This is a genomic window from Desulfobacula sp. (assembly GCF_021107415.1).
The window spans coordinates 1-25,693 of record NZ_JAIOSW010000149.1; the positions used below are offsets into that span (position 1 = coordinate 1).

The following is a 25,693-nucleotide window of genomic DNA, read 5'->3' on the forward strand; positions in this document are numbered from 1 at the left end:
CTCCTGAAAAAATATTTGAGCCTTTTGACTTGAAAGCATTTGCTGCCGCCAGGCTGGGGCACTTCTACCTTGCCATATCTAAGGATGAAGAAGAGCTCATCGTAAAGACCCAGTATCATGACATCTCCCAAACCATTTCCAATGATATCCGGTTGTTGAAAACTGTACTAAGGCCTATGGCAGAGTATGACATCATCAAAATGGATCTGGAAGAAATCGAAGAAGTCCTTCTCAACGAGACAGATTATGAAAAAGAGGGCCAAAATATTAAATATTTTCGTGAAAATCTGAAAAATGACCGGGTCATGATCCCGGAAATCTTTCACGACCTGACAACAAAAAATGTTCTTTCCATGTCCTGTATGAAAGGCCTGATTTTAAATGAATGGCTTGAGACCCGTCCTGATCTGGAAAGTAAAACCATTGTTGCCCAAACCCTGCACGATATTTTTGTAGAAGGGTTTTATGAACTGAAACAAATACACGCTGATCCAAATCCGGGAAATTTTCTGGTGACAGATGATTTAAAGGTCAGCCTGATTGATTTTGGTTGTGTCCGATCGTTTGATGATGAATTTATTCAACTCTACCAGAGACTGATTCGTATTGGCGCCGGCAATGAAAGGGAAGCTTATATTGATCTGTTAACCCGGATGAAACTCATTATCTCTGATCTTGATCCTGATATAAAAGATCAGATGGTGGCCTTATTTATGAAAATCGGTGCCTGGCTCAGTCAGCTTTTTTGCGAAAAGGAATTTGATTTTGGTGCCAACCCGGATTTCATGGAAAAAGGCAGAAAGATCGGTCAGCAAATGCATCAATTCAGAAAACACATCCACAACTTCACCCCTGAATTTATCTTTATTGATCGAACACGATACGGATTAATAAAACTTTTTGAGAAAATGAAGGTGAAGATCAGGATACGAAATAAGTATGAATACTGTTCTCACGCATAAAAAAAATCCTACAGGAAAAATTATGATTAAAAAATTAAAAAGCGCTATTGGAAGAAAAATTCTTAAAATTTACAAACAGAGCAAACAAAAATCATTTGATTCTTCTTTGAATCATAGTCTCAACACTGCGCGCTTGATGTTAAAAAAATCAAGATACTGCATTTTAATCACAAACAATGATAAACAATGGCCAAGCGCAAGAATGGTTCAACCTATTGTCGATGTTGACACTTTCACAATTTGGCTTGGTACAAATCCCTTCTTAAGGAAAATCAAAGAGATTGAAAAGAACCCAAATGTAACTCTTGCATTCTACAGTGACAAAGAACACGCCAATCTAATTATTTACGGCAAAGCGAGTATTGTCCGCGACGTTCAAGAAAGAAGAAAACACTGGATTGGTTCGTGGCTGTTATTTTTTCCAGGCGGTCCAGGCGGAGATGATTTTGTTTCAATACGGGTGGAACCATCAAAAATGGAACTAATGAATTTTAAGAAGAGTATTGTTGTGCCTGAACCGTTTGGGCTGAAACCTGTTAAAATCATAAAGGATACTGAAAATTGGCAGATTCAATAATAAAGGAGGTTTAATTCTTAATCAGAAAAATTGTCACTTGCTTGGTGTGAAAAAATATGAGTTGCAAAACAAAAAGGAGTATATTGAGGAGAGATTTTATAAGTATAGATAGCAGTGAATCAACCAAAGCAGTATCAAAAGAAGTCGCAGCTGGTGCTTCCGAGTATTCTAACCTTTTATTGTCTATCTACGATATAGAAGTGTTGATGTAGGGATGCTATACAGAATGGCAAACTCAATATACAACAAAAAATCAATTTTCAGTAATTTGCATGATAATGCCGCCGATCTTGAGGCCATTTTGAACAACAATTTTGAAAAATATACTGTGCGTATTGTTGGAAGTGTCGCTTTTTTCACTGGTCAAAATTAATTTTATATTAATTTATTTCAAAACTGAAAGAACATCTTCAGGAGTGAGAACCGGATGTTTCTCCTGGGCAGCAGTCATACGCTGTTTGCACCAGACTGCCAGGATGATCTTTTTTCCAGCACATTTTGGGAAATTCGCAGCTTTTTTTTCAAGTTTGTTTATGACGGACTGTACATTTGTCTTGTCTTCCCATTTTGCTTCACCCAAAAGTAAGTTTTTACCGTCTAAAGATTCCGCCACTACATCGATTTCCATATTTTTGCCGTTAAGGCCGTTCCCCCACCAACGTGCTGCCGGTTTCCACCGGTACCCGGCAATTTCAAGGTGTGCTGTTGATTTGCGGGCCAGTTCTTCCCATACTTCTGCTGTCTGGGCTTTGAACTTTTGTCGAGAGGCAAGATACACTTCATCAATAAGGTCTTGTTCAAGCATGGAATGGTTTGGCAGCACAATACGATACCAGAACTGCAAAAAAGGGTCCTCAATTCTGTAAAGGGTTTTTTTACTGGACCTGGAACTTTCTCCAAAGGGCAGATCCCGTTTGATGTATCCTAGCTGGATTAGATTGGCAAGCGGACGGGTCATGCTGGTTGCCGGTTTTCCCAGTCGTCCGGCAATTTCCGACAACCTGTTTGCGCCTCCGGCAATCAGAGCAAGAAGTGAATGGGGTTGACCAGCGCCACGCATATCATCAAGCAGGAGCCGCATAGGTTCTTCATGAAGGATTCCGTCCCTGTCAAGAACCAGCTCTTTACAGGCTGCTTCCTGACTGGAAAAGGGTTTTGCCAGTTCCCAGTATCGAGGCACTCCACCCCACATAGAATAGGTCTTAATGGCAGTGATGGGATCCAGTCCCAATGCCTCAGGCAGCCAACCCGGTTCAAGGGGACGAAGTTTGATTATTTCCAAAGCCCGGCCATACAGCGGGGCGGTGCTGTCAAGGACAAGTCCCTGCATCATTCGCTGTGAGGAACCACAAATGATGAGGTGAATTTTATTTTGCCTGCTGTCGATTATTTTTTGAATGAGGCTTGGCAGCTCTGGTGATTTTTTCACGAGATATGGAAATTCATCAAGAATAAGAGCGGTACCTGGTGACATCTGATTCTGGATAGCGGTTAATAAAACTTCCCAGGAAGGATAGCTGACCTGGTCAAATCCGAAAACGGATCTACCTATTTCTCTGGCAAGGCTTTGCATCTGTAAAGGTGCTTCCTGCTGGTCTGCCAGATAATATATGTCTGTGCGACGGGCCATATGCTGCAACAGGGTGGATTTGCCGCACCGGCGCCGTCCATATATAACGACAAATACCGGTTCTGAAGAGTTGAAGGCTCTATCGAGTTTTGTGATTTCCCTTTTTCTGTCCAAAAAATTGAGTCGCATTTTGCAATCCCCTGTAATTCATTGCCTATCTTATGTTTGTCATACATAATGTTTGTCATACATAAACTGAAATGTCAAGTTTAAAAAAGGTCCAGCAATTCTCACTCATCACAAATGAGCCCCAATAGAGAAATTTTTCCATAAATCACATCTGCACATATAAAAGGCATGGTTTATGCTTTTTGTATTAATTATAAAAACAAGCAGGTTTTATGAAAAACAATCAATTAAATGAAAATTATACAAAATCAAATACTTAAAACAAAAATACATGAATCTTTTTTAAAAACAAGGAAAAAATTTCCTGGGAAAAAAGATTCTATTTAAAATAATTTCAAAGGAGCGTGATGAAAAATATCTGTATTATTACCGGAACATTAAATGAATATTATATTTTAAAACCTTTGATAAAAAAAATTCAAGAAGATCAATCTGTCTATTTAACAATTATTTCAACCGGAAAGCACCAAACCCCCGAATTGGAGATTACTTACAGACGTATTGAAGAAGAAGGTTTCACCATTGATGAAAAAACCGATATTGTATTCAATACTCAGAAAAATTTTAGGTTGGCTAATCCGGTTAATTTTGAGCAATTAGAATATGACAGGGTTTTAAAACTATTGAAACCGGATATCGTTATTCTGCTGGAAAATAGTTATGAAACATTTACAGCTGCCATTGCAGCATCACAGAACAACATTCCCATTGCCCATATTCAGGGGGGTGAATCGGATTTTAGAACATGGGATGATTCTTATGGGTATGGCATTACCAAATTGAGCCATTTGCATTTCACCTCCACTGAGAAATATCGCCAACAGGTGATCCGGTTCGGTGAGCCTTCACAAAATGTGTTTAACGTCGGGTCCCTTCTTATAGAAAAAATAAAAACCCTGTCTTTGAGGGGAAAAGCTCTTTTTTACGATGAAATCGGCTTTAATAAAGAAAATCAATTCATATTAGTTTCTTTTCACCCTGACGCTTCCATGGGTTCAAAGAACGGACAACTATTTCAAGAAGTATTGGAAAGCCTGGCAGATGAACGATTGGAAAAATTCAAAATATTATTCAACAAACCCAAAGCAAACGGGCTGGGTAAAATGATTATTCAAATGATCGAAGATTTCACCTTGAATCACCCCGGCAAAACCATATCTCTTCCATTTATGAATCTACCAGATTTAAGCTGTGCCATAAAATATAGTTCTGCCCTGGTTGGCAATGATTCGGATAGCATAATAATTGCCCCCAGTTTTAAAACCCCGGTGATTAACATCGGCACAAGACAGCAGGACAGGATAAAAGCCAAAAATATTATTGATTGTCATCCCCAAAAAAAAGAAATCCTTTGTGCGGTTCAAAATGGATTATCAGCAGACTTTAAATGCTTTACAAGGGACATGTCATCTCCTTTTGAACAGATATCAACAGCAGGAAAGATAAAAGATATAGTAAAAGAATTCAGGAGGACAAATATTACCCGAAAAGCCTTTTATTCACGTAGTCTTAATGCTTAGAATTCGCTCATAATAAAAAAATAGATCAAAGGAATAAAAATAGCCGGGAGCATATTCCCTACTCTTAGTTTGTCTTTCCTTATCATATTCAGTCCGATGGCCAGAATTAAGAGACCGCCGATTGATGACATCTGGCTGACAACGGCCGGGATCAGCAATGGTTTGAGAAGCCCTGCCATCAAGGTAATGCAACCTTGATACAAGAGCACCGGAACTGCGGCAAAAAGTACGCCGATTCCCAGGGATGAACTTAAAATAATACTGACAATACCATCAAGGGTTGCCTTGGCAAACAAGGTATCATGATTTCCGGTAAGACCGCTTTCAAGTGAGCCCACAATAGCCATTGAGCCCACACAATAAATTAATGAGGCCGTGACAAACCCTGCTGCAAAACCAGAGGATGTTTTTGAAAATTTGGTTTCAAGATACTTTCCAAATCTTTCAAGATAATTTTCAATGCCAATCAATTCTCCGATTAAAGACCCTAGTGCAAGGCTGATAATAATGAGCAAAAGATCATTGCACCCAAGAGCACTTTTCATGCCGATCAGGATAACAGCAAGGCCAATGGACTGCATCACCGTCTGATTATATTTTTCCGGGATTCCGTTTCTAAACCCGATTCCGACAAGGCTGCCTGCAATAATTGCCAAGCAATTTACAATTGTTCCCAGCACAAGTTCTCCCCAGGCTTAAATTCTAAAAGAAAGATTCTTTAATATACTCAACCCCGTTTTCAAACAGTTTGATACCAATGGTCATCTCCTGATCAAGGGCTTTACCCTCTCTTTTACGAAGTTGAGTTTTTCGTGTCCAGTCCGGATGATTTGTAAAATGATTATAAGCCTCTGGATGGGGCATCAACCCGAAAATTCTTCCCGTAGGATCACAAATACCTGCAATATCTTCTATTGAACCATTTGGATTTAACGGAAACGCTCCCTTTGCCGGCACTCCTTGATTGTCGGCATACTGGAACACTACCTGGTTATTGGCCAAAAGGGTGTCAATCACTTTTTGGTCTGCAATAAATTTTCCCTCTCCATGACGAACCGGATAATCTGCCATACCAATATCTTTTGTGAAGACACAGGGACTTTGAGTATTTGCAGCCAGGTGAACCCATTGGTCCCTGAAGTTCCCGCAATCATTGAATGTAATGGAAACGGATCGTTTAGAATAATCATTGTCAAGCCCGGGCAACAGCCCTAAATTAACCAGGGCCTGGAATCCGTTGCAGATACCAATGATAAGCTTTCCCTGATCCACAAAGGACAAAAGATCACTGCCGATATGATTTTTAAGCTTTAATGCCTGGATCACGCCTGCACCATGATCATCCCCCCAGGAAAACCCTCCGCCAAAGGCAAGGATATGAAAGTCTGCAAGCTTAATTTTCCCGGACACCAATGCATTAATATGGATTTTATGAGACTCAGCCCCGGCAAGTTCAAATACATGAGCTGTTTCATCATCACAATTTAACCCAAACCCTGTTAATATCAGTGCGTTAACCTTTTTCATATCATGTCTCCAAAGGTTTTATTGAATGCTTTCTCAAGTTCTTCCATTGAAAGGTCTATCAGTGTTTCCTTGTTCAAGGATGAAATTTTCAAATGATTATGCAGATCTGTTACCATACCGACACAGGTCATAGCCATCCCTTTAAACAATTTTTCAAAAACTGATCTGTTTTCTGACGGGATCGTAACAATGAATCTGCCTGCCGATTCTGAGAACAATGCAGTTTCGTTTAACAGCTTGCCGCGGCCTGCATCCATTGGAAGGTCAGACAAATTAACTTCAAGGCCCAAGCCCCCTGCCATTGCCATATATGACAGATGAACACCAAGACCTCCCCTTGCAACAGCATGGCAGGATGCCACAAGTTCCTTTTCAATGGCAGTTTGCAATGTTTTATACACCTTTTTGAATTTATCAAGTTCAACATGGGGGATATTTAAGCCCGTCTTATCAAACGCCTCATAATATTCGGATGCCCCAAGTTCATTGGCAGTTGACCCCAACACATAAACAAGGTCGCCTGAAACCTTTGGGTCCATGGACACACATTTTGAAACATCATCAATAACTGATGTGGCTGAAAACTGAATAGTTTCCATGGCAGAGACCTTAACCCGTTCACCAAACTCACCCACAAGATGACCGTCCACATACATGCTGTCCTTACCGGATAACAGAGGAATCTCGTATTTTTCGCAGGTCTCTTTCAGCGCCCGGCATGCACGAACAAGCTGGGCTGCCTTAAATGTTCCATCCGGATTTTTCTTGAAATCAAATTGTATGTTTGGCCAGCAAAAATTATCAAGCCCGCCGATATGATCGAAATTGCCCCCCACGGCAATCAATCTTCTCACCGCTTCATCAATGGTGCATGTCATCATATGATAGGCATCTATCTTTGAGTACCAGGGCAAAAGGCTTTGCGAGAAAGCAAGACCCTTTTGGGATGCAAGGACCGGCCGTGTCACAGAGGCATCAGACGGAATATTATACTTAACACCCACCAAAGGTTTTATCACGGAACCGCCCTGAACCTCATGATCATACTGCCGGAAAATCCATTCTTTAGAGCTGAGATTAGGCCGTTCAAGCATGCTGAGTAATAATTTGTTAAAATCAGATGGAGAACTGATAACCGGCTCTGTCAAGCCTCGGGTTTCAGGTGAAATCCAGGTTGCATCAAATTCCCAGGAGGGAAATCCCTTGTCTAAAAGATCCATATCCACATAGGCACAGGTTTCATCCTTATATTTGATATGCAACTTGCCTGTATCCGTATATTCTCCTATCACTGTGCTTTCAACTTCATGCTCTGCCGAGAGTTCCATAAATCTGTCTAAATTTTCAGGCTTAACAGCAATGGTCATGCGTTCCTGGGATTCTGAAATCCAGATCTCCCACATATCAAGACCTTCATATTTTAACGGAACTTTATCCAGCCAAACCACACACCCATTGGAGATCATGGCGGATTCACCAACGGAGGAGGACAAACCTCCGCCGCCATTATCCGTAATAAACGGGATCAGACCTTCATCACGGCAGATTAAGAGAAAGTCATGCATTTTTTTCTGGGTATAGGGATCACCGATCTGGACATGACCTGCAGGCGTATTTTCCGAATAACTTTCCGAAGAGGCAGTCACGCCATGAATTCCGTCTTTTCCAACCCTTCCGCCGCTCATGATAATCAGTTCTCCGGGGGATGTTTTCTTCTCATGGCTGGGTTTGCCCGCAACCCTGGTTGGCATAATCCCCAATGCCGTTACAAACACAAGGCTTTTGCCCATGTATCCCGGGTGAAACAATATCTGGCCAAAACTAGTGGGAACACCGCTTTTATTCCCCCCGTCCTTTACACCCTCTATTACACCGTCAAGAAGACGCCTGGGATGAAGCGGCGGTTTTAGCGGGCCATTATAATTTAAATCTCCCACACAATACCCGAAACTGCCCATGAACAGCTTTGATCCAAGTCCCGTTCCCATGGGATCACGGTAAACCCCTACAATACCTGTTATGGCACCACCATAGGCTTCCATATTGGAGGGGGAATTATGGGTTTCGCTCGTTACGACATAATTATTTTCATCATCAAACCTGCCAACCCCTGCATTGTCCCACAATACAGAGACCACCCAGTCTTTTTTATCTTTAAGCGTTAAGGTGGGTTCCTGGATATAGGTTTTAAACAGACTGTTTTCGATGCATTCTTCATTATTGGCTGCATCCTTGTACCGGAAAATTCCCTGGAAGGTATTATGGTTGCAGTGATCGCTTCTGGCCTGGGAAATATATTCCAGTTCCAGATCAGTCGGTTCACAAAGGCCCACTTTTTTTCTGGATTCCATTACCTTTGGATCCAGAAAATACTCACGAATCACCGGGATATCCCTTGGATTCAATGCAAGATTTCTTACATCTGAAATTTTTGCAAGCTGTTCATCCGACTCAATACTGATGACTTCAAAACAGGGCGTATGATCAAGGATAACCTTGGCAGGTTTAACATCCGCCCCTATATCCTTATTCCATTCGTCAATTGAAAAAACTTTGAACTGTTGAATGATGGAGTTGGATAAAAGCTCAGAGGCCAGTTTTTCCACATCTTCACGATCAAGCGCATCACCTTTCAGACAATATCGTTTTGACGTATATATGCCCTCATCAGGTCCAAAACTTTTCCCCAGATGGTCTGTAACAGCTTCCATTGCCGTTGCACCGGGGTTATCTTTTACCCCGGGTCTGTACCCGACCCAGATACACCAGTGGAAACCAATATCCATGGGTTTTAAGCTTGAAACCTGGGTCACAGGGTTGGTGAAAATCTCATCTTTTACCTTTTCAAGCTGCGATTGATCAAGATCTGATTCAATGGTCACGATATTGACACATCGTGCTTCCTGAATCTTAATTCCAAAATAAGAATCCGCCTTTTTAATCAGAGAAGTGCCTTCAGCATCTCTCAGCTCTTTTTTAAGAGCAATCTCAATACAAAAAATCATATTACCCACCATTAATGAACATTCTTACAATATCATTATAAAAAACAAAGACCATTAATGCTACAAGCACTGCTGCACCGAATTGAATCAATTTTTCACGTAATTTGTCACTGACTGCTTTGCCTGTAACTGCTTCTATGCCAAAGAATAACAGATGACCGCCATCTAACACCGGAATTGGAAAAAGGTTGATGATACCAAGATTTACAGAAAGCAATGCAATAAACCAGGCAAAACTCATAACGCCTGCTTTTGCCTGTTCTCCCGCCATTTGGGCAATCATCAAAGGGCCACCCAGATTGTTTGCCGAGATACTTCCGTTGATCATTTTTCCAACAGAAAGTATGGTTAACTTTACAAGCCCGTAAGTATCCTTGACTGCATGCCACAGGGCAGCAACGGGGTTAAGACTTTTATGAAAAGACTCACCGGTACCAACGATACCAATGACATATTTTTCAATTTCCTCACCAAACAGATTTTTGGAAGGTCTCAGGACAGGGGAAAGAACAATTCCTTTAAATCCTGTGCCACGCTCCACAATGATATCCAATTGTTCACCCTTGCCTGCACTAACAATCCTGGCAATATCTTCAAATGATTCAATTTTGTTTTGGTTGATTTCTTTAATCACATCCCCCGGCTTTATTCCGGCTGCTAAGGCAGGCGTATCTTCCATGACTTTACCCACAACCGGTTTAGCCTGGTAAATTCCTGAAAACTGATAAAGGACATAAAAAATAAAGATGGCCAGTAAAAAATTAAAGACAGGACCTGCTGCAACGACAATACTTTTTTGCAACAATGATTTGTGGGTAAAAGAAGCCTGAATATCTTCAGGGTCAATGGTGGTTCCCGGTTCTTCTCCCACCATTTTTACATACCCGCCAAGGGGTATGGCAGACAGACAATACTGGGTGCGACCCACTCTTTTTTTTAAAATTTTCGGTCCAAACCCCAGGGAGAATACTTTAACTCCCACTCCACATAATCTTGCCGCAATAAAATGTCCAAATTCATGGATGAAAACAAGAATACCAATAACAATTATGAATGCAACAGCAGAATGCCCCATAAGACCTCACTTTTATGTCACTTCTATATTTCGGATTGCACTTTATCACGTGCCCAATCATCCGCTTCAATAATACCTGAAAGATCGGGATTGTCAATCCGTGTATGAAGTTCCATTGTTTTGGAAATTAATTTAAAAATATCTAAAAAACCGATGCGTTTTTCAAGGAATGCCTCAACTGCAACCTCATTGGCGGCATTCATGACAGCTGGAAGTGTCCCTTTTTGCTTACAGGCCTCAAATGCAAATAAAAGGGAAGGAAACTTTTGAGTATCCGGTTTTTCAAATGTCAATGAACCAAGGCTTGCAAAATCGGGAAAATCTATTTGCACATCAAGTCTTTCAGGTTCTGACATGGCGTATGAGATAGCCCCTTTCATATCAGGTTGTCCCATTTGTGCCATAATACTGCCGTCTTTATACCCTACCATGGAATGTACAATACTCTGGGGATGAATAAGCACCTCAATTTCTTTATAGGTGACATCAAACAAATGGATAGCTTCAATGATCTCAAGGCCTTTATTCATCAAAGTGGCTGAATCTATCGTGATTTTATGTCCCATATTCCAGGTGGGATGATTAAGGGCATCTTCCAGGGTAATATTTTTGAATTCATCAAATGGTTTTTCTCTAAAAGGCCCGCCTGAAGCAGTCAAAAATATTGTTTTCAAATCTTTTTTTTGGTTTCCCTTAAGACATTGAAAGATTGCACTGTGCTCGCTGTCAACCGGCAGGATTGAAACACCATTTTCCACTGCTTTGGCCATGATTATTTCGCCGGCCATGACCAGGGTCTCTTTATTGGCAAGGGCAATCTGTTTTTTTGCTTCAATGGCGCAAAGGGCAGGTTTTAGTCCGGCCGCACCCACCATGGCCAGAAGAACGAAGTCGCAATTTTCATAAGAAGCGGCTTGGCAAAAGCCTTCCTCACCAAACAAAATTTCAGGCCGGCTGCTTCCTTTTAAAGCCCCCTTTAAAACTCGGGAGAGTTCCAGGGCTTTTTCTTCATTAATAACCGCAACCAGCTCCGGTTTAAATTCATCAATCTGTTTAGAAAGACATTCTATATTATTTGCGGCTGTCAATGCTTTTACCTGGAAGAGATCAGGATGCATCCGGACAATATCCAAAGCACTGGTACCGATGGAGCCGGTTGAACCTAAGATTGACAAGCGTTTCATAAAATAAATACCCGGTACACATATAAAACCGGAATAGCTAAAAGCAAGCCGTCTATTCGATCGAGCATCCCGCCGTGCCCCGGGAGAATCCGACCTGAATCTTTGATATTTGAGGATCGCTTCATGGCAGACTCAAACAGGTCTCCTATCTGCCCGGCACCGGCAAGCAGAAAAGACGCTGGTATGGTAAGAAAAGACAATGACAGATCATTAAAAAAAATCTGACAAAAAATGAACCCGACTATCATGGAGGTTGTTACGCCACCCAATGATCCTTCTATGGTTTTATTAGGACTTATGTTAGGAGAAAACGCCCTTTTTCCAAAAAATGTCCCCGTATAAAATGCACCGGTATCATTTGCAAAAATAACAATCAACAGCCAGATAATCCAAAATGTTCCGCCATCAAGATCTTTAATAAAAACCAGAAGGGATAGGGAAACCGGGATATAAACAACGCCTAAAACCTGTTTTGCGATAATATCGAATATGGCATGATTGCCGGCAAACCGGGACAGCACAAAAATGGATAAGGCCAAAAGATTCATGGCAATAATTAAAAACAAAATTTCCCATGATCCCAGGCAGGCACTGATAACAAGTGTCATTGAAACTATATAGGAGATGATCTTGATGGTATTGGAAATGGATTCTTCATCATTTTTAAAAATAATTCTCAAGTATTCGCCCATGGCAAATACGGCAACGACTGAAACCAGTACAGCAAACAATAATGTATTGCCCTTGATGACAATCCATAAAAGTATGGGGGCAAGTACGAGTGCGGTTATCCATCGTTTGATGTGCTGCATGCCACCTTACCGAAGCGTCGGTCCCTTTTCTGAAAATTTTTTAAGATTTCAATAAATTCACTTTCTGTAAAATCCGGCCACAAGGTATCACAAATATAAATTTCAGAATATGCCGCCTGCCATAACAGGAAATTACTCAATCTATACTCCCCGCTTGTGCGGATAATCAAGTCAGGATCAGGCATTGCTCTTGTGTAAAGATGATCACAAATAAGATCCTGGGTAATATCCCTGGAATCCAGGTCTTTTGATTCTATCTTTTCAGCAATTCGTTTGAAAGCCGTTGTGATCTCTTCTCTTGAACCATAACTTAAGGCCAGATTCAACAACATTTTGTTATTATTTTTTGTCAACTCCATTGTGACCTCAAGTTCTTTTTGAACATCCAGAGGGAGCTTATGCTTCTGACCGATGATATTGAGACGAATATTATTTTTTGAAAGCTCTTCTCTTTGGGAAACAATGGACTTTTTTAAAAGCATCATTAATGCTTTTACTTCGTGTTTCGGCCTTGCCCAGTTTTCCGTGGAAAATGCATATAAGGTAAGCGTCCCTATCTTAAGTTCTCTTGCGGCTGTCACGATGGAGCGAACTATTTGTGAACCCTGTTCATGCCCTTTGATACGGTTCAACATTTTTTTTTTAGCCCATCGGCCATTGCCATCCATGATAATGGCCACATGGGATGGAAGTGTTTCCGGATTCAGGATCACATCTTGTGTCGAGTTAGACTTCAAGAATTTCCTTTTCTTTGTCTGCAAAAATTTCATATAACCGCTTAATATTTTCATCCGTGGCTTCCTGTACCTGTTTTTGAGCTTTAAAGCTGTCATCCTCTGAAATATCCCCTTCCTTTTGAAGCTCTTTTAACATTTCATTGGAATCTCTCCTGATATTTCGAATGGCAACTTTATAATCTTCACAGATCTTGGCCGCATTTTTTGCAATTTCTTTTCTTCTTTCTTCTGTCAAAGGTGGTATGGATATTCTGATCAGCTTACCATCGTTAGAGGGTGTCAGGCCTATATTGGCTTTCAAAATCGCCTTTTCAACCTCGTTTATTACACTGACATCCCATGGTTTCACTGTAATCAGTCTGCTTTCCGGGATAGATACGGTTGCCATTTGTGGTAAAGGTGTCTGAGTACCGTAGTAATCGACTTTAACACCATCAAGTATTGCCTGAGATGCCCTGCCGGTACGAACTTTTGATAATTCTTTTTCAAAAGCTTTTTCAGATTTACCCATTCTTTCTTTGGTTTCCTGGAGCACTTCATCTATCATAACAATCCATCCTCAATTAATGGTTACCTATTTGTTATAAATCCGAGTACCAATAGCCTGGCCTAGTACAGCCTTTGAAATGTTATCTTCCTTATGAAGATCAAACACCTGCACTGGCAAATCATGTTCCATTGCAAGGGAAATAGCTGTCATGTCCATTACATGAAGTTGTTTTTCAATAACCCTCATATAAGACAATTCATCAAACATGACAGCATCATCGTGAACCACCGGGTCTTTATCATAGACCCCATCAACCTGGGTGGCTTTAAAAAGAATCTGGGCGCGGGTTTCATGAGCCCGTAACACAGCCGCCGTATCCGTTGTAAAATAAGGATTCCCCGTACCTGCTGCAAAGATAACCACCCGGCCTTTTTCAAGATGTCGAATGGCCTTTCTGCGGATAAACGGTTCTGCAATCCTGTCCATGGGAATGGCAGACTGCACCCTTGTTGGAACATCACACTTTTCCAGGGAATCACAAAGAGCCAGACTGTTTATGACAGTGGCCAGCATTCCCATGTTATCGGCAGAGGTTCTGTCCATACCGGCAGAACTTCCTGCAACACCCCTGAATATATTTCCACCACCGACAACAACACAAATCTGCACCTTAAGGCGGTAAACTTTTGCAATTTCCTCTGCAACATAATGAATCATTTCAGGCGTAATACCAAAGCCCTGATTTCCCATCAGGGCTTCTCCGCTCAGCTTGATTAAAACCCGTTCAAACTCCGACTCTTTGTTCAAGATTCTATTCTCCTATCTGGAAACGTATAAATCTTTTTATCTGAATATTTTCACCAATTTTACCTATGGTCTCTTTTAATAAATCCGTGATGGTCTTCTGGGGATCTTTTACATACTGCTGACTCATCAGGCAGATATCTTTGTAAAATTTTTCCACTTTACCCTCAACAATTTTATCAATAATATTCTCGGGTTTGCCTTGGTCAAGCATTTGTGCTCGAAAAATCTCTTTTTCCTTCTCAACTACTGCCTGATCGACATCTTCAGGATTCATACCAGCAGGATTTGTTGCTGCAATATGCATAGCAATATTTTTTACAAAAGCTTTGAAATCTTCTGTCTTGGCAACGAAATCAGACTCACAATTCACTTCAAGAAGAACACCCAGTTTGGCACCGGTATGAATATAAGAATAAATAATACCCTCACTGGTTGAACGTCCAGCTCTTTTAGCAGCTTTTGCAAGCCCTTTTTTTCTCAAAAGCACTATTGCTTTTTCCATATCACCTTCTGCTTCGCCAAGGACCCTTTTACAATCCATTATACCTGAACCTGTTGCCTCACGAAGTTCTTTTACCATTGCTGCGGAAATTTGCGCCATTTTTACTTACTCCTTATCTTTACCTAAGTCAGCTTCTTTTGTCTCTTCAACTGGCGTTATTCTTCTTTTTATCTTTTCAACGACAGGGCCGTCCGTACCATCGGAAACAACCTCAATCGACATTTTTTCATCGGAAAATTCTTTGCTCTCTTCTGCACCGCTTTTATCGGATTCTGCCTTTTGTCTTTCATCATAAAGTGCTTTTCCCTCAATGCAGGCATCTGCAATACGGGAAGTAAAAAGACGGATAGCTCTGATGGCATCATCATTTCCGGGAATCACGTAATCGATATCATCAGGATCACAGTTTGTATCAACAACGGCAATAATTGGAATCCCAAGTCTTTTACCCTCTTTTACGGCAATGGCTTCATTTTTGGGATCAATAATAAAAATTGCCCCGGGCAATCTTTTCATATTACTGATACCGCCAATGGCAAACTCCAGCTTGACTTTTTCTTTGAGCATTTTTACCTGCTCTTTTTTCGGATAATTTTCAATGGTTCCGTCATTTTCAATTGAATTTAGAAAATGAAACCGGGTGATATTATTCTTAATGGTCTGAAAGTTGGTCAGCATACCACCGAGCCATCGGTTTTGAACATAGAACTGTTCAGCACGGTTTGCTTCTTCATAGATCGCCTCGGATGCCTGTTTTTTTGTACCGACAAAAAGGACATCCTGACCATTGGCAGCCACACCTTTGATAAAATCATGGGCCTCTTTGAATAATTTTACAGTCTGTTGCAGATCAATGATGTAAATTCCGTTTCTTGCTCCAAAGATATACTTTTTCATCTTTGGGTTCCAACGCTTGGTCTGATGCCCGAAATGCACACCAGCTTCCAGAAGTTCTCTAATTGTAATGTGAGCCATTTGTTCTCCAAATTAATTAATGGTTTTATCCACCATTCAGATCATCCCTAAAATTCGACTTTTCTCAAAGCACCTGATTTTCAAGTCCCTGAATGTGAGTTTTTACTATCCTACAAAAATCCTAATTTATATATCAAAAAACTATTTTTTAATCAATCGATTTTTTAATTAAAACCACACGGTTATGTCCTGCCAAATCCTTAATGAATTCAATGGATTGATATTCAGGATATCGTTTTGAAATATTTTGAACACCTTCTTTTTGATTAAAGCCCATTTCAAGAAGAATTGTTCCGCCCGGGACAAGATAGTGATGAGCCTCATCTAAGATAAATTTAAAACTATCAAGCCCGTCCCTGCCGCCATCAAGGGCAAGCATAGGTTCAAATCGTCTTATTTCAGGCTGAAGATTTTGAATCTCTCTGGAAGGAATATAGGGTGGGTTTGAAATGACCAGATCAAATATTGGGTTAAATCCTGGATCAAATCGCGTTTTTTTTTTTAAATGATGAAAACCAGTCGCCCACAAAAAAAATGATTTTGTCTTTAATTGTTTTTGAGAGTATTATTTCAGCATTTTTTTTTGCAGTCGCAAGTGCCGTTACAGAGATATCGCTTGCAAAATACAGATGATCCGGAGCCGCTTTTGCCAAAGAAATAATGATCGCGCCGGAACCTGTCCCCAGCTCAAGAACAGTCTTGGGTTTGAAATCTTTTTGCCGGGCATTTAATACTGTTAATGCTTGTTCAACAATGGTTTCCGTATCAGGCCGGGGAATCAAAACCCCGCTTGCCACCTTGAAATCAGAGTCAAAGAATCCTTTTTCCCCGATAATATATGCTGTGGGCTCGTTTTGAATTCTTCTTTTGATTAATGCTTTAAAATAGGATAACTCATTTTTTTGAAGGGGACGGTCATGCTGGAGATAAAGATCAAGCCGCTTTATGCCAAGACAATAAGCAAGCAGCATTTCAGCAGTCAACCTGGGACTGTCAATGGAATGGTCTTTAAAATAGGATTCTGTCCAGGCAAGAATCTTAATGATTGACCATTCATTTGCTTTAGGCATTTGCTTTAGGTATTCAATTTTTTAGGCAATTTCCTTTAATGCCTGTGCCTGGTTGTATATTTTAAGTTCATCAATGATTCCCTGAATATTACCTTCCATAATACTGTCCAGTTTATAAAGCGTAAGACCGATTCGATGATCCGTCATCCGCCCTTGCGGAAAATTGTATGTCCTGATCCGGCCGCTTCGGTCACCTGTTCCCACCTGCCCTTTCCTCTCCGCCGCTCTTTTGCCTTCCTCTTCTCTCACCTTGGCGTCAAGGATACGGGATTTAAGAACACCCATGGCTTTGGCCTTATTTTTGTGCTGGGATTTCTCATCCTGGCATGTGGCTGTAACGCCGGTTGGCACATGGGTAATCCTGACCGCAGAATCTGTTGTATTGACTGACTGACCACCAGGCCCCGAAGACCTGAACACATCAATTTTAAGATCGGCAGGATTAATATCAATATCAATATCTTCGGCCTCGGGAAGAACAGCCACGGTAACAGCAGAGGTATGAATTCTTCCCTGGGCTTCTGTTTCAGGCACTCGCTGAACACGATGGGTACCACTTTCATATTTAAAACTGCTGAATGCGCCCTTACCTCGCACCAGGAACACAATTTCCTTAAACCCGCCCGAGCTGGAATTATTTGTCTCAACAATCTCCAAGGCCCAGTGTTTGGCTTCAACATACCTTGAGTACATTCTGAACAAATCACCGGTAAAAATACCGGCCTCTTCTCCACCGGTACCGGCCCGGATCTCAAGGAGCACATTTTTATCATCCCGGGGATCTTTTGGCATCAAAAGGATATTGAGTTGCGACTTTATAGTTTCTATCTTTAAATCAAGACCCGAGATCTCTTCTTTGGCCATGGCCCGCATTTCAAGGTCATTATCCTTTAAAAGTTCTTTTGCCTCTTTGTGCTCCTCCAAAAGTCCTTCATAATCTCTGAACACTGGAACAATTTTATTGAGTTCTCCATGTTCTATAAGATATTCCTGGTACTTTTTCTGGTCACTAATGACCGCAGGATCACTCAATAGCTGCTCAAGCTTGATAAATCTTTCTTCAATGCCTTTTAATTTTTCTATCATAATTTAAAAACTCAAAAGGGGCTCTTTAGTTAAGACCCCTTTTATATTACAAATTATAGAAAGTGTTAAATACTGTCCGCCTTGTACCCGGCTCATAGAGGAGCGCATGCTCACAAAATCTTTAAGCTTTTCGTTCAAACACTAAACAAGTTTTGTTGCATCAAACCCTGCATATTTTCTTTTGAAACGATCAATTCTTCCAGCAGTATCAACCAGCTTTTGTTTTCCGGTGAAAAAAGGATGACACTGGGAACAAATTTCCACTTTAATATTCTCTTTTGTTGACCCGACATCAAACGTTGCACCACAAGCACAGGAAGCTGTAGATCTTGTGTATTTTGGATGTATCTTTTTTTTCATTTGTTTTAAAACTCCTTACCATGCCATATTTTTGGCAATCATTAAATTCTTACCCGTTTAATTCTTCTTTATGAATTCATCAATTCAAAAAACTCTTTATTATCCTTTGTTCCTTGCATTTTTTCAAGTAAAAACTGCATACTGTCAACAGAATTTAAACTTGACAACAATTTTCTTAAAATCCACACACGATTCAAAACCATTGGGTCAAGCAGCAATTCCTCTTTTCTTGTCCCTGATTTATTCATATCAATGGCAGGAAAAACTCTTTTATCCGCAAGCTTTCTATCCAGGACAAGCTCCATATTACCAGTGCCTTTAAACTCTTCGAATATAACTTCATCCATGCGGCTTCCGGTATCAACCAATGCAGTTGCAATAATGGTCAGACTGCCGCCATCTTCGATATTTCTTGCAGCACCGAAAAATCTTTTGGGTCTGTCAAGGGCGTTTGAATCCACACCACCGGATAAAATCTTGCCGGATGGTGGCATGACTGAATTATATGCCCTTGCAAGCCTTGTAATACTATCAAGTAAAATCACAACATCATGGCCCTGCTCAACAATTCTTTTGGCCTTTTCAATAACCATCTCGGCCACCTGAACATGGCGCTCCGACGGTTCATCAAAGGTAGAACTTACAACTTCAGCATCAACATTTCGTGCCATATCGGTCACTTCTTCGGGGCGCTCATCAATCAGAACAATCATCAAGATGACTTCCGGATGGGCTTTAACTATGCTATTGGCGATATTCTGAAGCAACATGGTTTTACCGGCTTTTGGCGGAGACACAATCAAGCCGCGCTGGCCAAAGCCTATGGGAGACATCAAATCTATCACACGCATGGAATAATTATCGAATTCAGCCTCAAGATTCATTTTTCGATCAGGATAGAGGGGCAATAAATTATCAAAAAGAATGGTTTCAGCAGCAAGCTCAGGATTTTGAAAATTGACGGCCTCAACCTTAAGCAATGCAAAATATCTTTCAGAATCTTTGGGTTGCCGAACCTGGCCGGAAATTGTATCACCGGTTCTCAAATTAAACCGTCTGATCTGTGAAGGGGATACATAGATATCATCAGGGCCGGGAAGATAATTATATCCGGGAGCCCTTAAAAATCCAAAGCCGTCAGGGAGAATCTCAAGCGTACCTTCACCATAAATCTGACCGCTCTCTTCAATATTTGCCTGGAGCAAGGCAAAAATTAAATCCTGCTTTTTAAGGCCACTGATTCCTTTAATTTTGTATTCCTTAGCAAGCTTGGTCAACTCACTAATTTTCATCTTATTTAAATCAACAAGGTTCATTCATTCTCCCAAAATTTGTTTTATTATCTTTTACAGGCTAAAATTTGTTTTTGAAGTACACCTTTTTTAAATCTGAAAACCAAAATGGCATGAAAAAACAGACAGATCTTCTGAAATTCATTATTTAACGTTTGATTAATAAGGCAAAAGCTTCACGTTGTCAAGAATTCTTTTTGGATTTTATTAAAGAGATTGTCAACAGAATCAAAGAGTTCAGACCTTGACCCCTTGTTAAAGATAACATAATCCGCCCTTGTCATTTTATCTTCCTGGGACATTTGAAGATCCAGTATTTTCCGGGCATCTTTCTTTGCAACATTATCCCGATCAGAAATTCTTTTGATAAGATCCATATCCTGTGCCGTGACGGCAATCGTGACATCAAATTGTTTCTCCATGCCTAATTCAAACAATAAGGGCACCTCGACAACCACTGCATTTTTATCCTCAACCTCTGCATTTTCTATCTGAAAAATCATTTCTTTGATAATTTGAGGATGTAAAATATCTTCCACTTTTTGACGCAGTAATGAATCATTCACAATGATATTTCGCAGCTTTGCTCTGTCCAGAGTTCCCTGTTTTCCAACTACCTCTTGGCCAAACAACTCAATGATCTTTTCAAACCCGGGCATTCCGGGCTCCACAATCTGTCTTGCTATTATATCACAGTCCAAAGTAACCATGCCAATTTCTTTAAACCTCTGGCATACAAGACTCTTGCCTGAGCCTGCCGATCCTGTGACGGCAATCCTTAAGTTTTTCATAACCATTGACTATAATACGGTTTTATGATAATTTTCAAGATTAATTTTTAAAACCCATTTAAGACCAAATATAATAATAATGAAAGGATAGAAATTGTGGAAAGAACATTATCAATAATCAAACCCGATGGCGTTGCAAAAAATGTGATTGGCGAAGTCATCAAACGGTTTGAAACCGATGGTATTAAAATTGCCGCCATGAAAATGATTCAACTTACGAAAGTACAGGCCCAGGGATTTTATGCTGTTCATAAAGAACGCCCGTTTTTTGACAGCCTGACAGATTTTATGATTTCAGGACCTATTGTTGTCATGGTTCTTGAGGGAAAAAATGTGATTGCAAAAAACAGAAAGCTCATGGGTGCTACTAATTTTGAAGAAGCAGAGCAAGGCACTATTAGAAAAGATTATGCAACAAATATAGAAAAAAATGTTGTCCATGGTTCTGATGCACCTGAAACAGCTGCTTTTGAAATCGGATATTTTTTCAATGATCTTGAAATCCAGAAAAGATAAACCATACCATTTATAAAACCAAAGCTACGGTCAGTAATTTAATCTATTTTAATTTTCCGGCCGCGGCTTTATAACCATCAATATCAACGCTGATATGCTCAAATCCTATCTTTTGAAATTCCTTTGATATCTTTTGCCTGATATCACTATTCAATAGACTGTCTATCAGCCAGGGTTCAACTTCAATCCTTGCTATTTTCCCATGGCATCTTACCCGTACCTGAGCAAATCCCAAATCCTGTATAAAAGATTCTGCCTTATCCACCATAATAAGCTTTCCAGCCTTTATCGTTTCATCATATGGAATCCTTGTTGCCAGGCAGGATTGAGAAGGCTTGTTCCATGTTTCAAGTCCCAATTGCTTTGAAAACAGCCTGATATCAGCTTTTGTATACCTTGCATCTACCAGAGGGGAAATAAAACCAAGCTCTTCTGCTGCTTTTAATCCAGGCCGAAAGTCTTTCAAATCATCCAGATTGACTGCATGAAGCAAAGATTTAATACCCAAATTTCCAGCCGTCTCTTGTATCAGTGAAAACATTTGTTTTTTGCAATGGTAACACCGCTCTAAAGTATTGCCAGCCACATCTTCATTCCCAAGGATATCCACATCAAGACAGATATGTTTAACTCCCAGTGAACGAGCAATGTTCTTTGCAAACGCTGTTTCCCTTCCCGGCACGAACTGTGAAGAAACAGTAATGGCCAGCAAATTTTGCGGATTTACTTTTTTTGCCACTGCCAGAAGAAAGGTACTGTCAACACCACCTGAAAACGCCACTGCGAATGAGAGCTGTTTTTTTAACCTTTTTTCAAGATCCTTGAGTTTTTTTGGCAATTCATTTCATCCGTATTAATGAATATAAATCTCAAATTTAGTTTCAGCATTGGTAAGGGTATCAATCCGTTCCTGATATGCTCTTCTTTCTTTACTGACAAGCCATTTTGACCAGTCATCAATGTGCTGCCATTTACTGATGATAAGAACTTCCCCTGTTACGTCTACCCGGTTTAAGGTTTCCCCTCCGATATAGCCTTTCTGACTTAAAGCAGTACTTCTCATTTCCCGATATAACTCTTCCAGCAGACTTTCATTTCCAGGTGCAACCTTTCTTTTAATCAATACTGTAACAGCCATTTTCCCCTCCCATATATCATGATTTTATGGAAAAACATGGAACACCTAATCTCTTATATACCATAACTCACCTGGGTTTAACAAACCCAGTACCCTATATAATAGCCCAAGATAATTCTTGACTAAATAACAGGCTTGATATATATAAGCCAATCATTATTTTGCTGGGTGATCGTCCAATGGCAGGACTACGGACTCTGACTCCGTCAATTAAGGTTCAAATCCTTATCACCCAGCCACTTAAAATATAAGGATTCTCAGGTTTGCCTTGAAAGCCTTTTTTAGTTTAGGTGATATCAGTGAAATATTATTCTTTTGATCTATATCAATGTTATTTTGTCCCGACTGTGATACAAACAAACAGTTTATTTAAAAAGTGAAATTTATCCTTTTAGGATATCAAAGGAAAACAAAATGAATATTGATATAAAAGAACTTAAAGATTCAAATGAATTTTTAAATATATTATTACAAAATATGGATTCCGCTGTTTTTATAGCCGATGAATATTTTAAAATTCATCAATTCAATGACAGTTTTTTAACACTGTTTAACCGGTCCGATTCAAATCTTGTGGACATTACGTTTGGCCCTGCTTCCGGCTGTATCAACGCTGTCAAAGAAAACAAACCGTGTGGTGAAACCTCAGCTTGTAAAAACTGCATCATCAACCAAACACTGCGCAATACAGTATTAACCCAGGAGCCTGACGAAAAAAAATTTCTTGAACGTATTTTTTATATTGGAGGCGTTCCTGTAAAAAAGTATCTTGAATTCACTTCCCGGTCGATAACTTTTCGAAACCAGAGAATGATTTTAGTTTTTATCTATGATATCACCAAAAGTGAACTGTCAAAAATAGAATTACAACAAAAGCAAAAACAGATCGATATAGATCTTGAGAAAGCCGGTGAAATCCAAAAAAGCCTTCTCCCGAAAAATCTTCCTATTATTCCGTCAATTAAAGCCTGTTGGTTTTTTGAACCCTGCCTGATGGTGGGGGGTGATATCTTTCATTTATATAAAGAGGATGAAACTCATATCAGCACATATATACTGGATGTCTGCGGGCATGGCGTTTCAGCAGCTTTGATTGCAGTCACTGTAAAACAGTTTTTAGACCAACTGCATACACAGGGGTTGTCTAAAGGGATTCTTTTTCAGCCTGAAGAAATATTAAATGCCCTTGAAAACGAATTTCCCTTTGAACGATTTGACTGTTTTTTTACGATTGTATATGTTTTACTCAATGTGAAAACCGGAGAGGTTACTTACGGGTGCGCCGGGCATGTTCCACCTCTTGTCATCGGCAGATCCGGAAAATTTGAAGTCCTGAACCAACATGGGACTATCATCGGTCTTGGACAGGACCCTCCTTTGTCTCAGTATAAAATTCAATTAAATCCAGGTGATAAAATTATTCTTTATACGGATGGTTTAATAGATTATTTCGGTGAAAAAGGTGCCTATCCAAATAAGGAAAATTTTTACACCACATTAAGACGATTGAGTGATAAACCGGCGAATCAAATTGTTAAACAGGTCATAACGGAACAAAAAAAGCTATGGGATAACTCGGAAGTAGATGATGATATCAGTCTCTTGGTAATCGAATATAATGGTTTTAACTCATAATAAATCTTTCTTTTAAATTTTACTAATAAATGGTAATTGTTTAAAAAGAAAATCAACCTGAAACCACGGGAACAATAACAATGAACACTGATATGTGGATCAAGGGCCAAACCGATAATGAATTGAATGATTTAATCCCATTTTTTGATACCCGTACTAAAAAAATATATAGAAATTCTTTTAATTTCCTTTGCGTATTATTCATTACAACTATTATTATTGTATTCTGTCCATGGGAAGCCACATGCGGACAAAAAAATGATTCACGATTTATCCTGTTTGCAGACAAGGATTACAGTTCTTTAGAATCAGATGAATTGCTGTCATGGATTGATTCGTTAACAAAAGAAGCTCCCTTAAAGTCCATCAACATTATAGAACCCTTGCCGGGCACTATTTTACCTGCCGACATGGCTTCACCGGCGTTTTTATGGGAGGATGCGGCAAAAAGCTCTGCATGGCTCATAACCATTGAAACCAACAAAAAAATCCTTTTAAAAGCATTGCTTAATACCCACTGGTGGATACCGGATTCTGATACCTGGAACAAATTAAAAAAAACCGCAGGACATCAAAATCTTAAAATCATCATAACAGGTATTGGCGGCTGGAGCGGCAGGGAAATTATTTCCCAAAACACTACTTTTTTAAAATTTTCAAAAGACATGGTTAATGCCCGGTTAATGTTTATGCGAAAACCACTGCCGTTTCTGGAAGCAAAAAAAAATCCTGAAAAAACCAGCATGTTAATAGGAAAAATTGAATCATACAAACGACCCGAAACCATTCTGTCCGATCCGCCGATCTGTGCCAATTGTCATTCTTATTCTCTTAATGGCAATTTTATGACCATGGATACGGACTATGGCGGGGATAAAGGTGCATTTGTATTTTCTTCCATGGAAAAAAAAGTCACTATCAAAAATGACATTGTTTTCTCATGGAATGAAATTACTCCCCAAAAACCGGCTTCATACAGTATGGGGCTTTTTGCCCGGGTATCTCCTGACGGTCGCTTTATCGCGGGTACGGTTAATGAAACATCTGTATTTGTCATGATGGATGACCTGTTTTTTTCCCAGTTATTCTATCCGGCAACCGGTCACATTGCCATTTTTAACACCCAAACAAAAAAATTCAGTCTTTTACCGGGTGCCAGCCTGACCAGCAGGGTCCAGACGACCCCCGCATGGAGTCCGGATGGTAAACACATTGCATTTGCAGCCGTATCAACAAATCCCGAACTCATTCAAAAGGTTTTGGCTAAAGAAATACTTAAAGAAAGCTCAAAACAAAAAATTAACGCTTTAAATAAAAAATATCCTGTTCAATTTGATATTTATACCCTGCCCTTTAACCATGGGAAAGGCGGTGTGGCAACACCGTTGAAAGGTGCCAGCCAGAATGGAAACAGCAATTATTTTCCCAGGTACTCACCCAACGGAAAATGGATTGTGTTTACCCAAAGCCCTACAGGATTGGTTCTTCAGCCTGACAGCAAATTGATCATCATTCCATCCAGGGGTGGAGATGCACGACCATTAAGCAGCAACCAACCGACCATGAACTCATGGCATTCCTGGTCCATGAATTCAAAGTGGCTGGTTTTTACCTGTAAAGCCAACTCTCCTTTTACTGAATTATACCTGACCCATATAGATGATCAAGGGATTTCAAGCCCTGCCATTCGCCTGTTTCGCTTTAGCAGCAATGACTTTGCAGCCATGGTTCCCGAATTTATCCCCAAACATACAAAAACACCTGAAACAATAACATATGGATCATTAGAACACGCCAAAGGAAAAACGATAGCCATTGATGGGAGATAAGTAACACCATTAATAATTTAAAATATATTTTTAAAATAAAGGAG

General features: G+C 40.0%; 27 protein-coding genes and 1 tRNA gene. 8 read left to right on the forward strand and 20 right to left on the reverse strand.

What is annotated here, in order from left to right; genetic code table 11:
• The 3 genes from K8S13_RS07810 to K8S13_RS07820 form a co-directional block, all read left to right on the forward strand.
• The coding region (locus K8S13_RS07810) for an AarF/UbiB family protein (RefSeq protein WP_291461728.1) at positions 1–962 on the forward strand (962 nt) is incomplete at its 5' end.
• Positions 940–1,539, forward strand: coding sequence for a pyridoxamine 5'-phosphate oxidase family protein (locus tag K8S13_RS07815; protein WP_291461730.1), 600 nt, complete (start codon positions 940–942; stop codon positions 1,537–1,539). The genes K8S13_RS07810 and K8S13_RS07815, both read left to right, overlap by 23 nt.
• Positions 1,540–1,765: 226 nt before the next feature.
• On the forward strand, positions 1,766–1,912 hold the full coding sequence (locus K8S13_RS07820; protein ID WP_291461731.1) for a hypothetical protein: 147 nt from the start codon (positions 1,766–1,768) through the stop codon (positions 1,910–1,912).
• Between the two features lie 12 nt (positions 1,913–1,924).
• Here K8S13_RS07820 and K8S13_RS07825 read toward each other — a convergent pair whose 3' ends face one another.
• On the reverse strand, positions 1,925–3,298 hold the full coding sequence (locus K8S13_RS07825) for an ATP-binding protein (RefSeq protein ID WP_291461733.1): 1,374 nt from the start codon (positions 3,296–3,298) through the stop codon (positions 1,925–1,927).
• A 347-nt stretch (positions 3,299–3,645) separates the two neighbouring features.
• Here K8S13_RS07825 and neuC point away from each other — a divergent pair, with 347 nt between their 5' ends.
• Positions 3,646–4,818, forward strand: coding sequence for a UDP-N-acetylglucosamine 2-epimerase (gene neuC, locus K8S13_RS07830; protein ID WP_291461735.1), 1,173 nt, complete (start codon positions 3,646–3,648; stop codon positions 4,816–4,818).
• On the opposite strand, the gene K8S13_RS07835 is transcribed toward neuC, so the two are convergent.
• The 17 genes from K8S13_RS07835 to coaE form a co-directional block, all read right to left on the reverse strand.
• On the reverse strand, positions 4,815–5,498 hold the full coding sequence (locus K8S13_RS07835; protein ID WP_291461737.1) for a DUF554 domain-containing protein: 684 nt from the start codon (positions 5,496–5,498) through the stop codon (positions 4,815–4,817). The genes neuC and K8S13_RS07835 overlap by 4 nt on opposite strands.
• 22 nt (positions 5,499–5,520) lie before the next feature.
• The gene (locus K8S13_RS07840; RefSeq protein ID WP_291461738.1) at positions 5,521–6,345 is read right to left on the reverse strand and encodes a phosphoribosylformylglycinamidine synthase subunit PurQ; all 825 of its coding nucleotides are present in this window, start codon (positions 6,343–6,345) and stop codon (positions 5,521–5,523) included.
• A complete protein-coding gene (locus tag K8S13_RS07845) occupies positions 6,342–9,350 on the reverse strand; it encodes an AIR synthase-related protein (RefSeq protein ID WP_291461739.1) in 3,009 nt (1,002 codons plus the stop codon). The genes K8S13_RS07840 and K8S13_RS07845 overlap by 4 nt, the downstream gene beginning before the upstream one ends.
• Before the next feature lies 1 nt (position 9,351).
• A complete protein-coding gene (gene rseP, locus K8S13_RS07850; RefSeq protein WP_291461741.1) occupies positions 9,352–10,425 on the reverse strand; it encodes an RIP metalloprotease RseP in 1,074 nt (357 codons plus the stop codon).
• 23 nt (positions 10,426–10,448) lie between these two features.
• Positions 10,449–11,609 (reverse strand): 1-deoxy-D-xylulose-5-phosphate reductoisomerase, encoded by a 1,161-nt coding sequence (locus K8S13_RS07855; protein WP_291461743.1) that lies wholly within the window; start codon positions 11,607–11,609, stop codon positions 10,449–10,451.
• The gene (locus tag K8S13_RS07860) at positions 11,606–12,421 is read right to left on the reverse strand and encodes a phosphatidate cytidylyltransferase (RefSeq protein ID WP_291461745.1); all 816 of its coding nucleotides are present in this window, start codon (positions 12,419–12,421) and stop codon (positions 11,606–11,608) included. The genes K8S13_RS07855 and K8S13_RS07860 overlap by 4 nt, the downstream gene beginning before the upstream one ends.
• Positions 12,397–13,158 carry an isoprenyl transferase gene (locus K8S13_RS07865; protein WP_291461747.1) on the reverse strand — a complete coding sequence of 254 codons (762 nt, stop codon included), beginning with the start codon at positions 13,156–13,158 and terminating at the stop codon, positions 12,397–12,399. The genes K8S13_RS07860 and K8S13_RS07865 overlap by 25 nt, the downstream gene beginning before the upstream one ends.
• A complete protein-coding gene (gene frr, locus K8S13_RS07870; protein WP_291461749.1) occupies positions 13,148–13,705 on the reverse strand; it encodes a ribosome recycling factor in 558 nt (185 codons plus the stop codon). The genes K8S13_RS07865 and frr overlap by 11 nt, the downstream gene beginning before the upstream one ends.
• Before the next feature lie 27 nt (positions 13,706–13,732).
• Complete coding sequence (gene pyrH, locus K8S13_RS07875) at positions 13,733–14,455, reverse strand: UMP kinase (protein ID WP_291461750.1); 723 nt, start codon at positions 14,453–14,455, stop codon at positions 13,733–13,735.
• 4 nt (positions 14,456–14,459) lie between these two features.
• Positions 14,460–15,056 (reverse strand): translation elongation factor Ts, encoded by a 597-nt coding sequence (gene tsf, locus K8S13_RS07880; protein ID WP_291461752.1) that lies wholly within the window; start codon positions 15,054–15,056, stop codon positions 14,460–14,462.
• A gap of 6 nt (positions 15,057–15,062) precedes the next feature.
• On the reverse strand, positions 15,063–15,932 hold the full coding sequence (gene rpsB, locus K8S13_RS07885; RefSeq protein WP_291461754.1) for a 30S ribosomal protein S2: 870 nt from the start codon (positions 15,930–15,932) through the stop codon (positions 15,063–15,065).
• Positions 15,933–16,080: 148 nt separating this feature from the next.
• On the reverse strand, positions 16,081–16,461 hold the full coding sequence (locus K8S13_RS07890; RefSeq protein ID WP_291461893.1) for a hypothetical protein: 381 nt from the start codon (positions 16,459–16,461) through the stop codon (positions 16,081–16,083).
• Positions 16,415–17,002, reverse strand: a complete 588-nt coding sequence (locus tag K8S13_RS07895) for a HemK/PrmC family methyltransferase (RefSeq protein WP_291461756.1) — start codon at positions 17,000–17,002, stop codon at positions 16,415–16,417. The genes K8S13_RS07890 and K8S13_RS07895 overlap by 47 nt, the downstream gene beginning before the upstream one ends.
• Before the next feature lie 21 nt (positions 17,003–17,023).
• Positions 17,024–18,088, reverse strand: coding sequence for a peptide chain release factor 1 (gene prfA / locus K8S13_RS07900; RefSeq protein ID WP_291461758.1), 1,065 nt, complete (start codon positions 18,086–18,088; stop codon positions 17,024–17,026).
• Positions 18,089–18,229: 141 nt separating this feature from the next.
• Positions 18,230–18,448: a 50S ribosomal protein L31 gene (gene rpmE / locus K8S13_RS07905; protein WP_291461760.1), complete on the reverse strand. Its 219-nt coding sequence runs from the start codon at positions 18,446–18,448 to the stop codon at positions 18,230–18,232.
• A gap of 68 nt (positions 18,449–18,516) precedes the next feature.
• Positions 18,517–19,764 (reverse strand): transcription termination factor Rho, encoded by a 1,248-nt coding sequence (rho, locus tag K8S13_RS07910; protein WP_291461762.1) that lies wholly within the window; start codon positions 19,762–19,764, stop codon positions 18,517–18,519.
• Positions 19,765–19,916: 152 nt separating this feature from the next.
• Entirely contained in the window at positions 19,917–20,531 is a 615-nt protein-coding gene (coaE, locus tag K8S13_RS07915; protein WP_291461764.1) for a dephospho-CoA kinase, read from the reverse strand.
• Positions 20,532–20,627: 96 nt separating this feature from the next.
• Between coaE and ndk the strand changes: the two genes are divergently transcribed.
• Entirely contained in the window at positions 20,628–21,047 is a 420-nt protein-coding gene (gene ndk, locus K8S13_RS07920) for a nucleoside-diphosphate kinase (protein ID WP_291461765.1), read from the forward strand.
• Positions 21,048–21,090: 43 nt separating this feature from the next.
• Here ndk and larE read toward each other — a convergent pair whose 3' ends face one another.
• The gene (gene larE, locus K8S13_RS07925) at positions 21,091–21,885 is read right to left on the reverse strand and encodes an ATP-dependent sacrificial sulfur transferase LarE (RefSeq protein WP_291461766.1); all 795 of its coding nucleotides are present in this window, start codon (positions 21,883–21,885) and stop codon (positions 21,091–21,093) included.
• A gap of 15 nt (positions 21,886–21,900) precedes the next feature.
• Positions 21,901–22,185, reverse strand: coding sequence for an antibiotic biosynthesis monooxygenase (locus K8S13_RS07930; RefSeq protein WP_291461768.1), 285 nt, complete (start codon positions 22,183–22,185; stop codon positions 21,901–21,903).
• A gap of 165 nt (positions 22,186–22,350) precedes the next feature.
• Between K8S13_RS07930 and K8S13_RS07935 the strand changes: the two genes are divergently transcribed.
• The 3 genes from K8S13_RS07935 (at position 22,351) to K8S13_RS07945 (ending at position 25,649) form a co-directional block, all read left to right on the forward strand.
• Positions 22,351–22,424 (forward strand) — tRNA-Gln (locus K8S13_RS07935).
• A gap of 175 nt (positions 22,425–22,599) precedes the next feature.
• Entirely contained in the window at positions 22,600–23,820 is a 1,221-nt protein-coding gene (locus K8S13_RS07940) for a PP2C family protein-serine/threonine phosphatase (protein ID WP_291461770.1), read from the forward strand.
• A gap of 80 nt (positions 23,821–23,900) precedes the next feature.
• Positions 23,901–25,649 carry a hypothetical protein gene (locus tag K8S13_RS07945; RefSeq protein ID WP_291461771.1) on the forward strand — a complete coding sequence of 583 codons (1,749 nt, stop codon included), beginning with the start codon at positions 23,901–23,903 and terminating at the stop codon, positions 25,647–25,649.
• Positions 25,650–25,693: the final 44 nt, after the last annotated feature.

Bases quoted from the DNA above. Each gene is read 5' to 3' on its own strand.
- K8S13_RS07845 (WP_291461739.1), bottom strand. From the start codon at position 9,350: ATGATTTTTTGTATTGAGATTGCTCTTAAAAAAGAGCTGAGAGATGCT.
- K8S13_RS07815 (WP_291461730.1), top strand. From the start codon at position 940: ATGAATACTGTTCTCACGCATAAAAAAAATCCTACAGGAAAAATTATG.
- neuC (WP_291461735.1), top strand. From the start codon at position 3,646: ATGAAAAATATCTGTATTATTACCGGAACATTAAATGAATATTATATT.
- K8S13_RS07840 (WP_291461738.1), bottom strand. From the start codon at position 6,345: ATGAAAAAGGTTAACGCACTGATATTAACAGGGTTTGGGTTAAATTGT.
- K8S13_RS07895 (WP_291461756.1), bottom strand. From the start codon at position 17,002: ATGCCTAAAGCAAATGAATGGTCAATCATTAAGATTCTTGCCTGGACA.
- rpsB (WP_291461754.1), bottom strand. From the start codon at position 15,932: ATGGCTCACATTACAATTAGAGAACTTCTGGAAGCTGGTGTGCATTTC.
- K8S13_RS07820 (WP_291461731.1), top strand. From the start codon at position 1,766: ATGGCAAACTCAATATACAACAAAAAATCAATTTTCAGTAATTTGCAT.
- K8S13_RS07930 (WP_291461768.1), bottom strand. From the start codon at position 22,185: ATGGCTGTTACAGTATTGATTAAAAGAAAGGTTGCACCTGGAAATGAA.
- frr (WP_291461749.1), bottom strand. From the start codon at position 13,705: ATGATAGATGAAGTGCTCCAGGAAACCAAAGAAAGAATGGGTAAATCT.
- K8S13_RS07945 (WP_291461771.1), top strand. From the start codon at position 23,901: ATGAACACTGATATGTGGATCAAGGGCCAAACCGATAATGAATTGAAT.
- tsf (WP_291461752.1), bottom strand. From the start codon at position 15,056: ATGGCGCAAATTTCCGCAGCAATGGTAAAAGAACTTCGTGAGGCAACA.
- K8S13_RS07825 (WP_291461733.1), bottom strand. From the start codon at position 3,298: ATGCGACTCAATTTTTTGGACAGAAAAAGGGAAATCACAAAACTCGAT.
- rho (WP_291461762.1), bottom strand. From the start codon at position 19,764: ATGAACCTTGTTGATTTAAATAAGATGAAAATTAGTGAGTTGACCAAG.
- coaE (WP_291461764.1), bottom strand. From the start codon at position 20,531: ATGAAAAACTTAAGGATTGCCGTCACAGGATCGGCAGGCTCAGGCAAG.
- K8S13_RS07855 (WP_291461743.1), bottom strand. From the start codon at position 11,609: ATGAAACGCTTGTCAATCTTAGGTTCAACCGGCTCCATCGGTACCAGT.
- K8S13_RS07940 (WP_291461770.1), top strand. From the start codon at position 22,600: ATGAATATTGATATAAAAGAACTTAAAGATTCAAATGAATTTTTAAAT.
- rpmE (WP_291461760.1), bottom strand. From the start codon at position 18,448: ATGAAAAAAAAGATACATCCAAAATACACAAGATCTACAGCTTCCTGT.
- rseP (WP_291461741.1), bottom strand. From the start codon at position 10,425: ATGGGGCATTCTGCTGTTGCATTCATAATTGTTATTGGTATTCTTGTT.
- prfA (WP_291461758.1), bottom strand. From the start codon at position 18,088: ATGATAGAAAAATTAAAAGGCATTGAAGAAAGATTTATCAAGCTTGAG.
- K8S13_RS07860 (WP_291461745.1), bottom strand. From the start codon at position 12,421: ATGCAGCACATCAAACGATGGATAACCGCACTCGTACTTGCCCCCATA.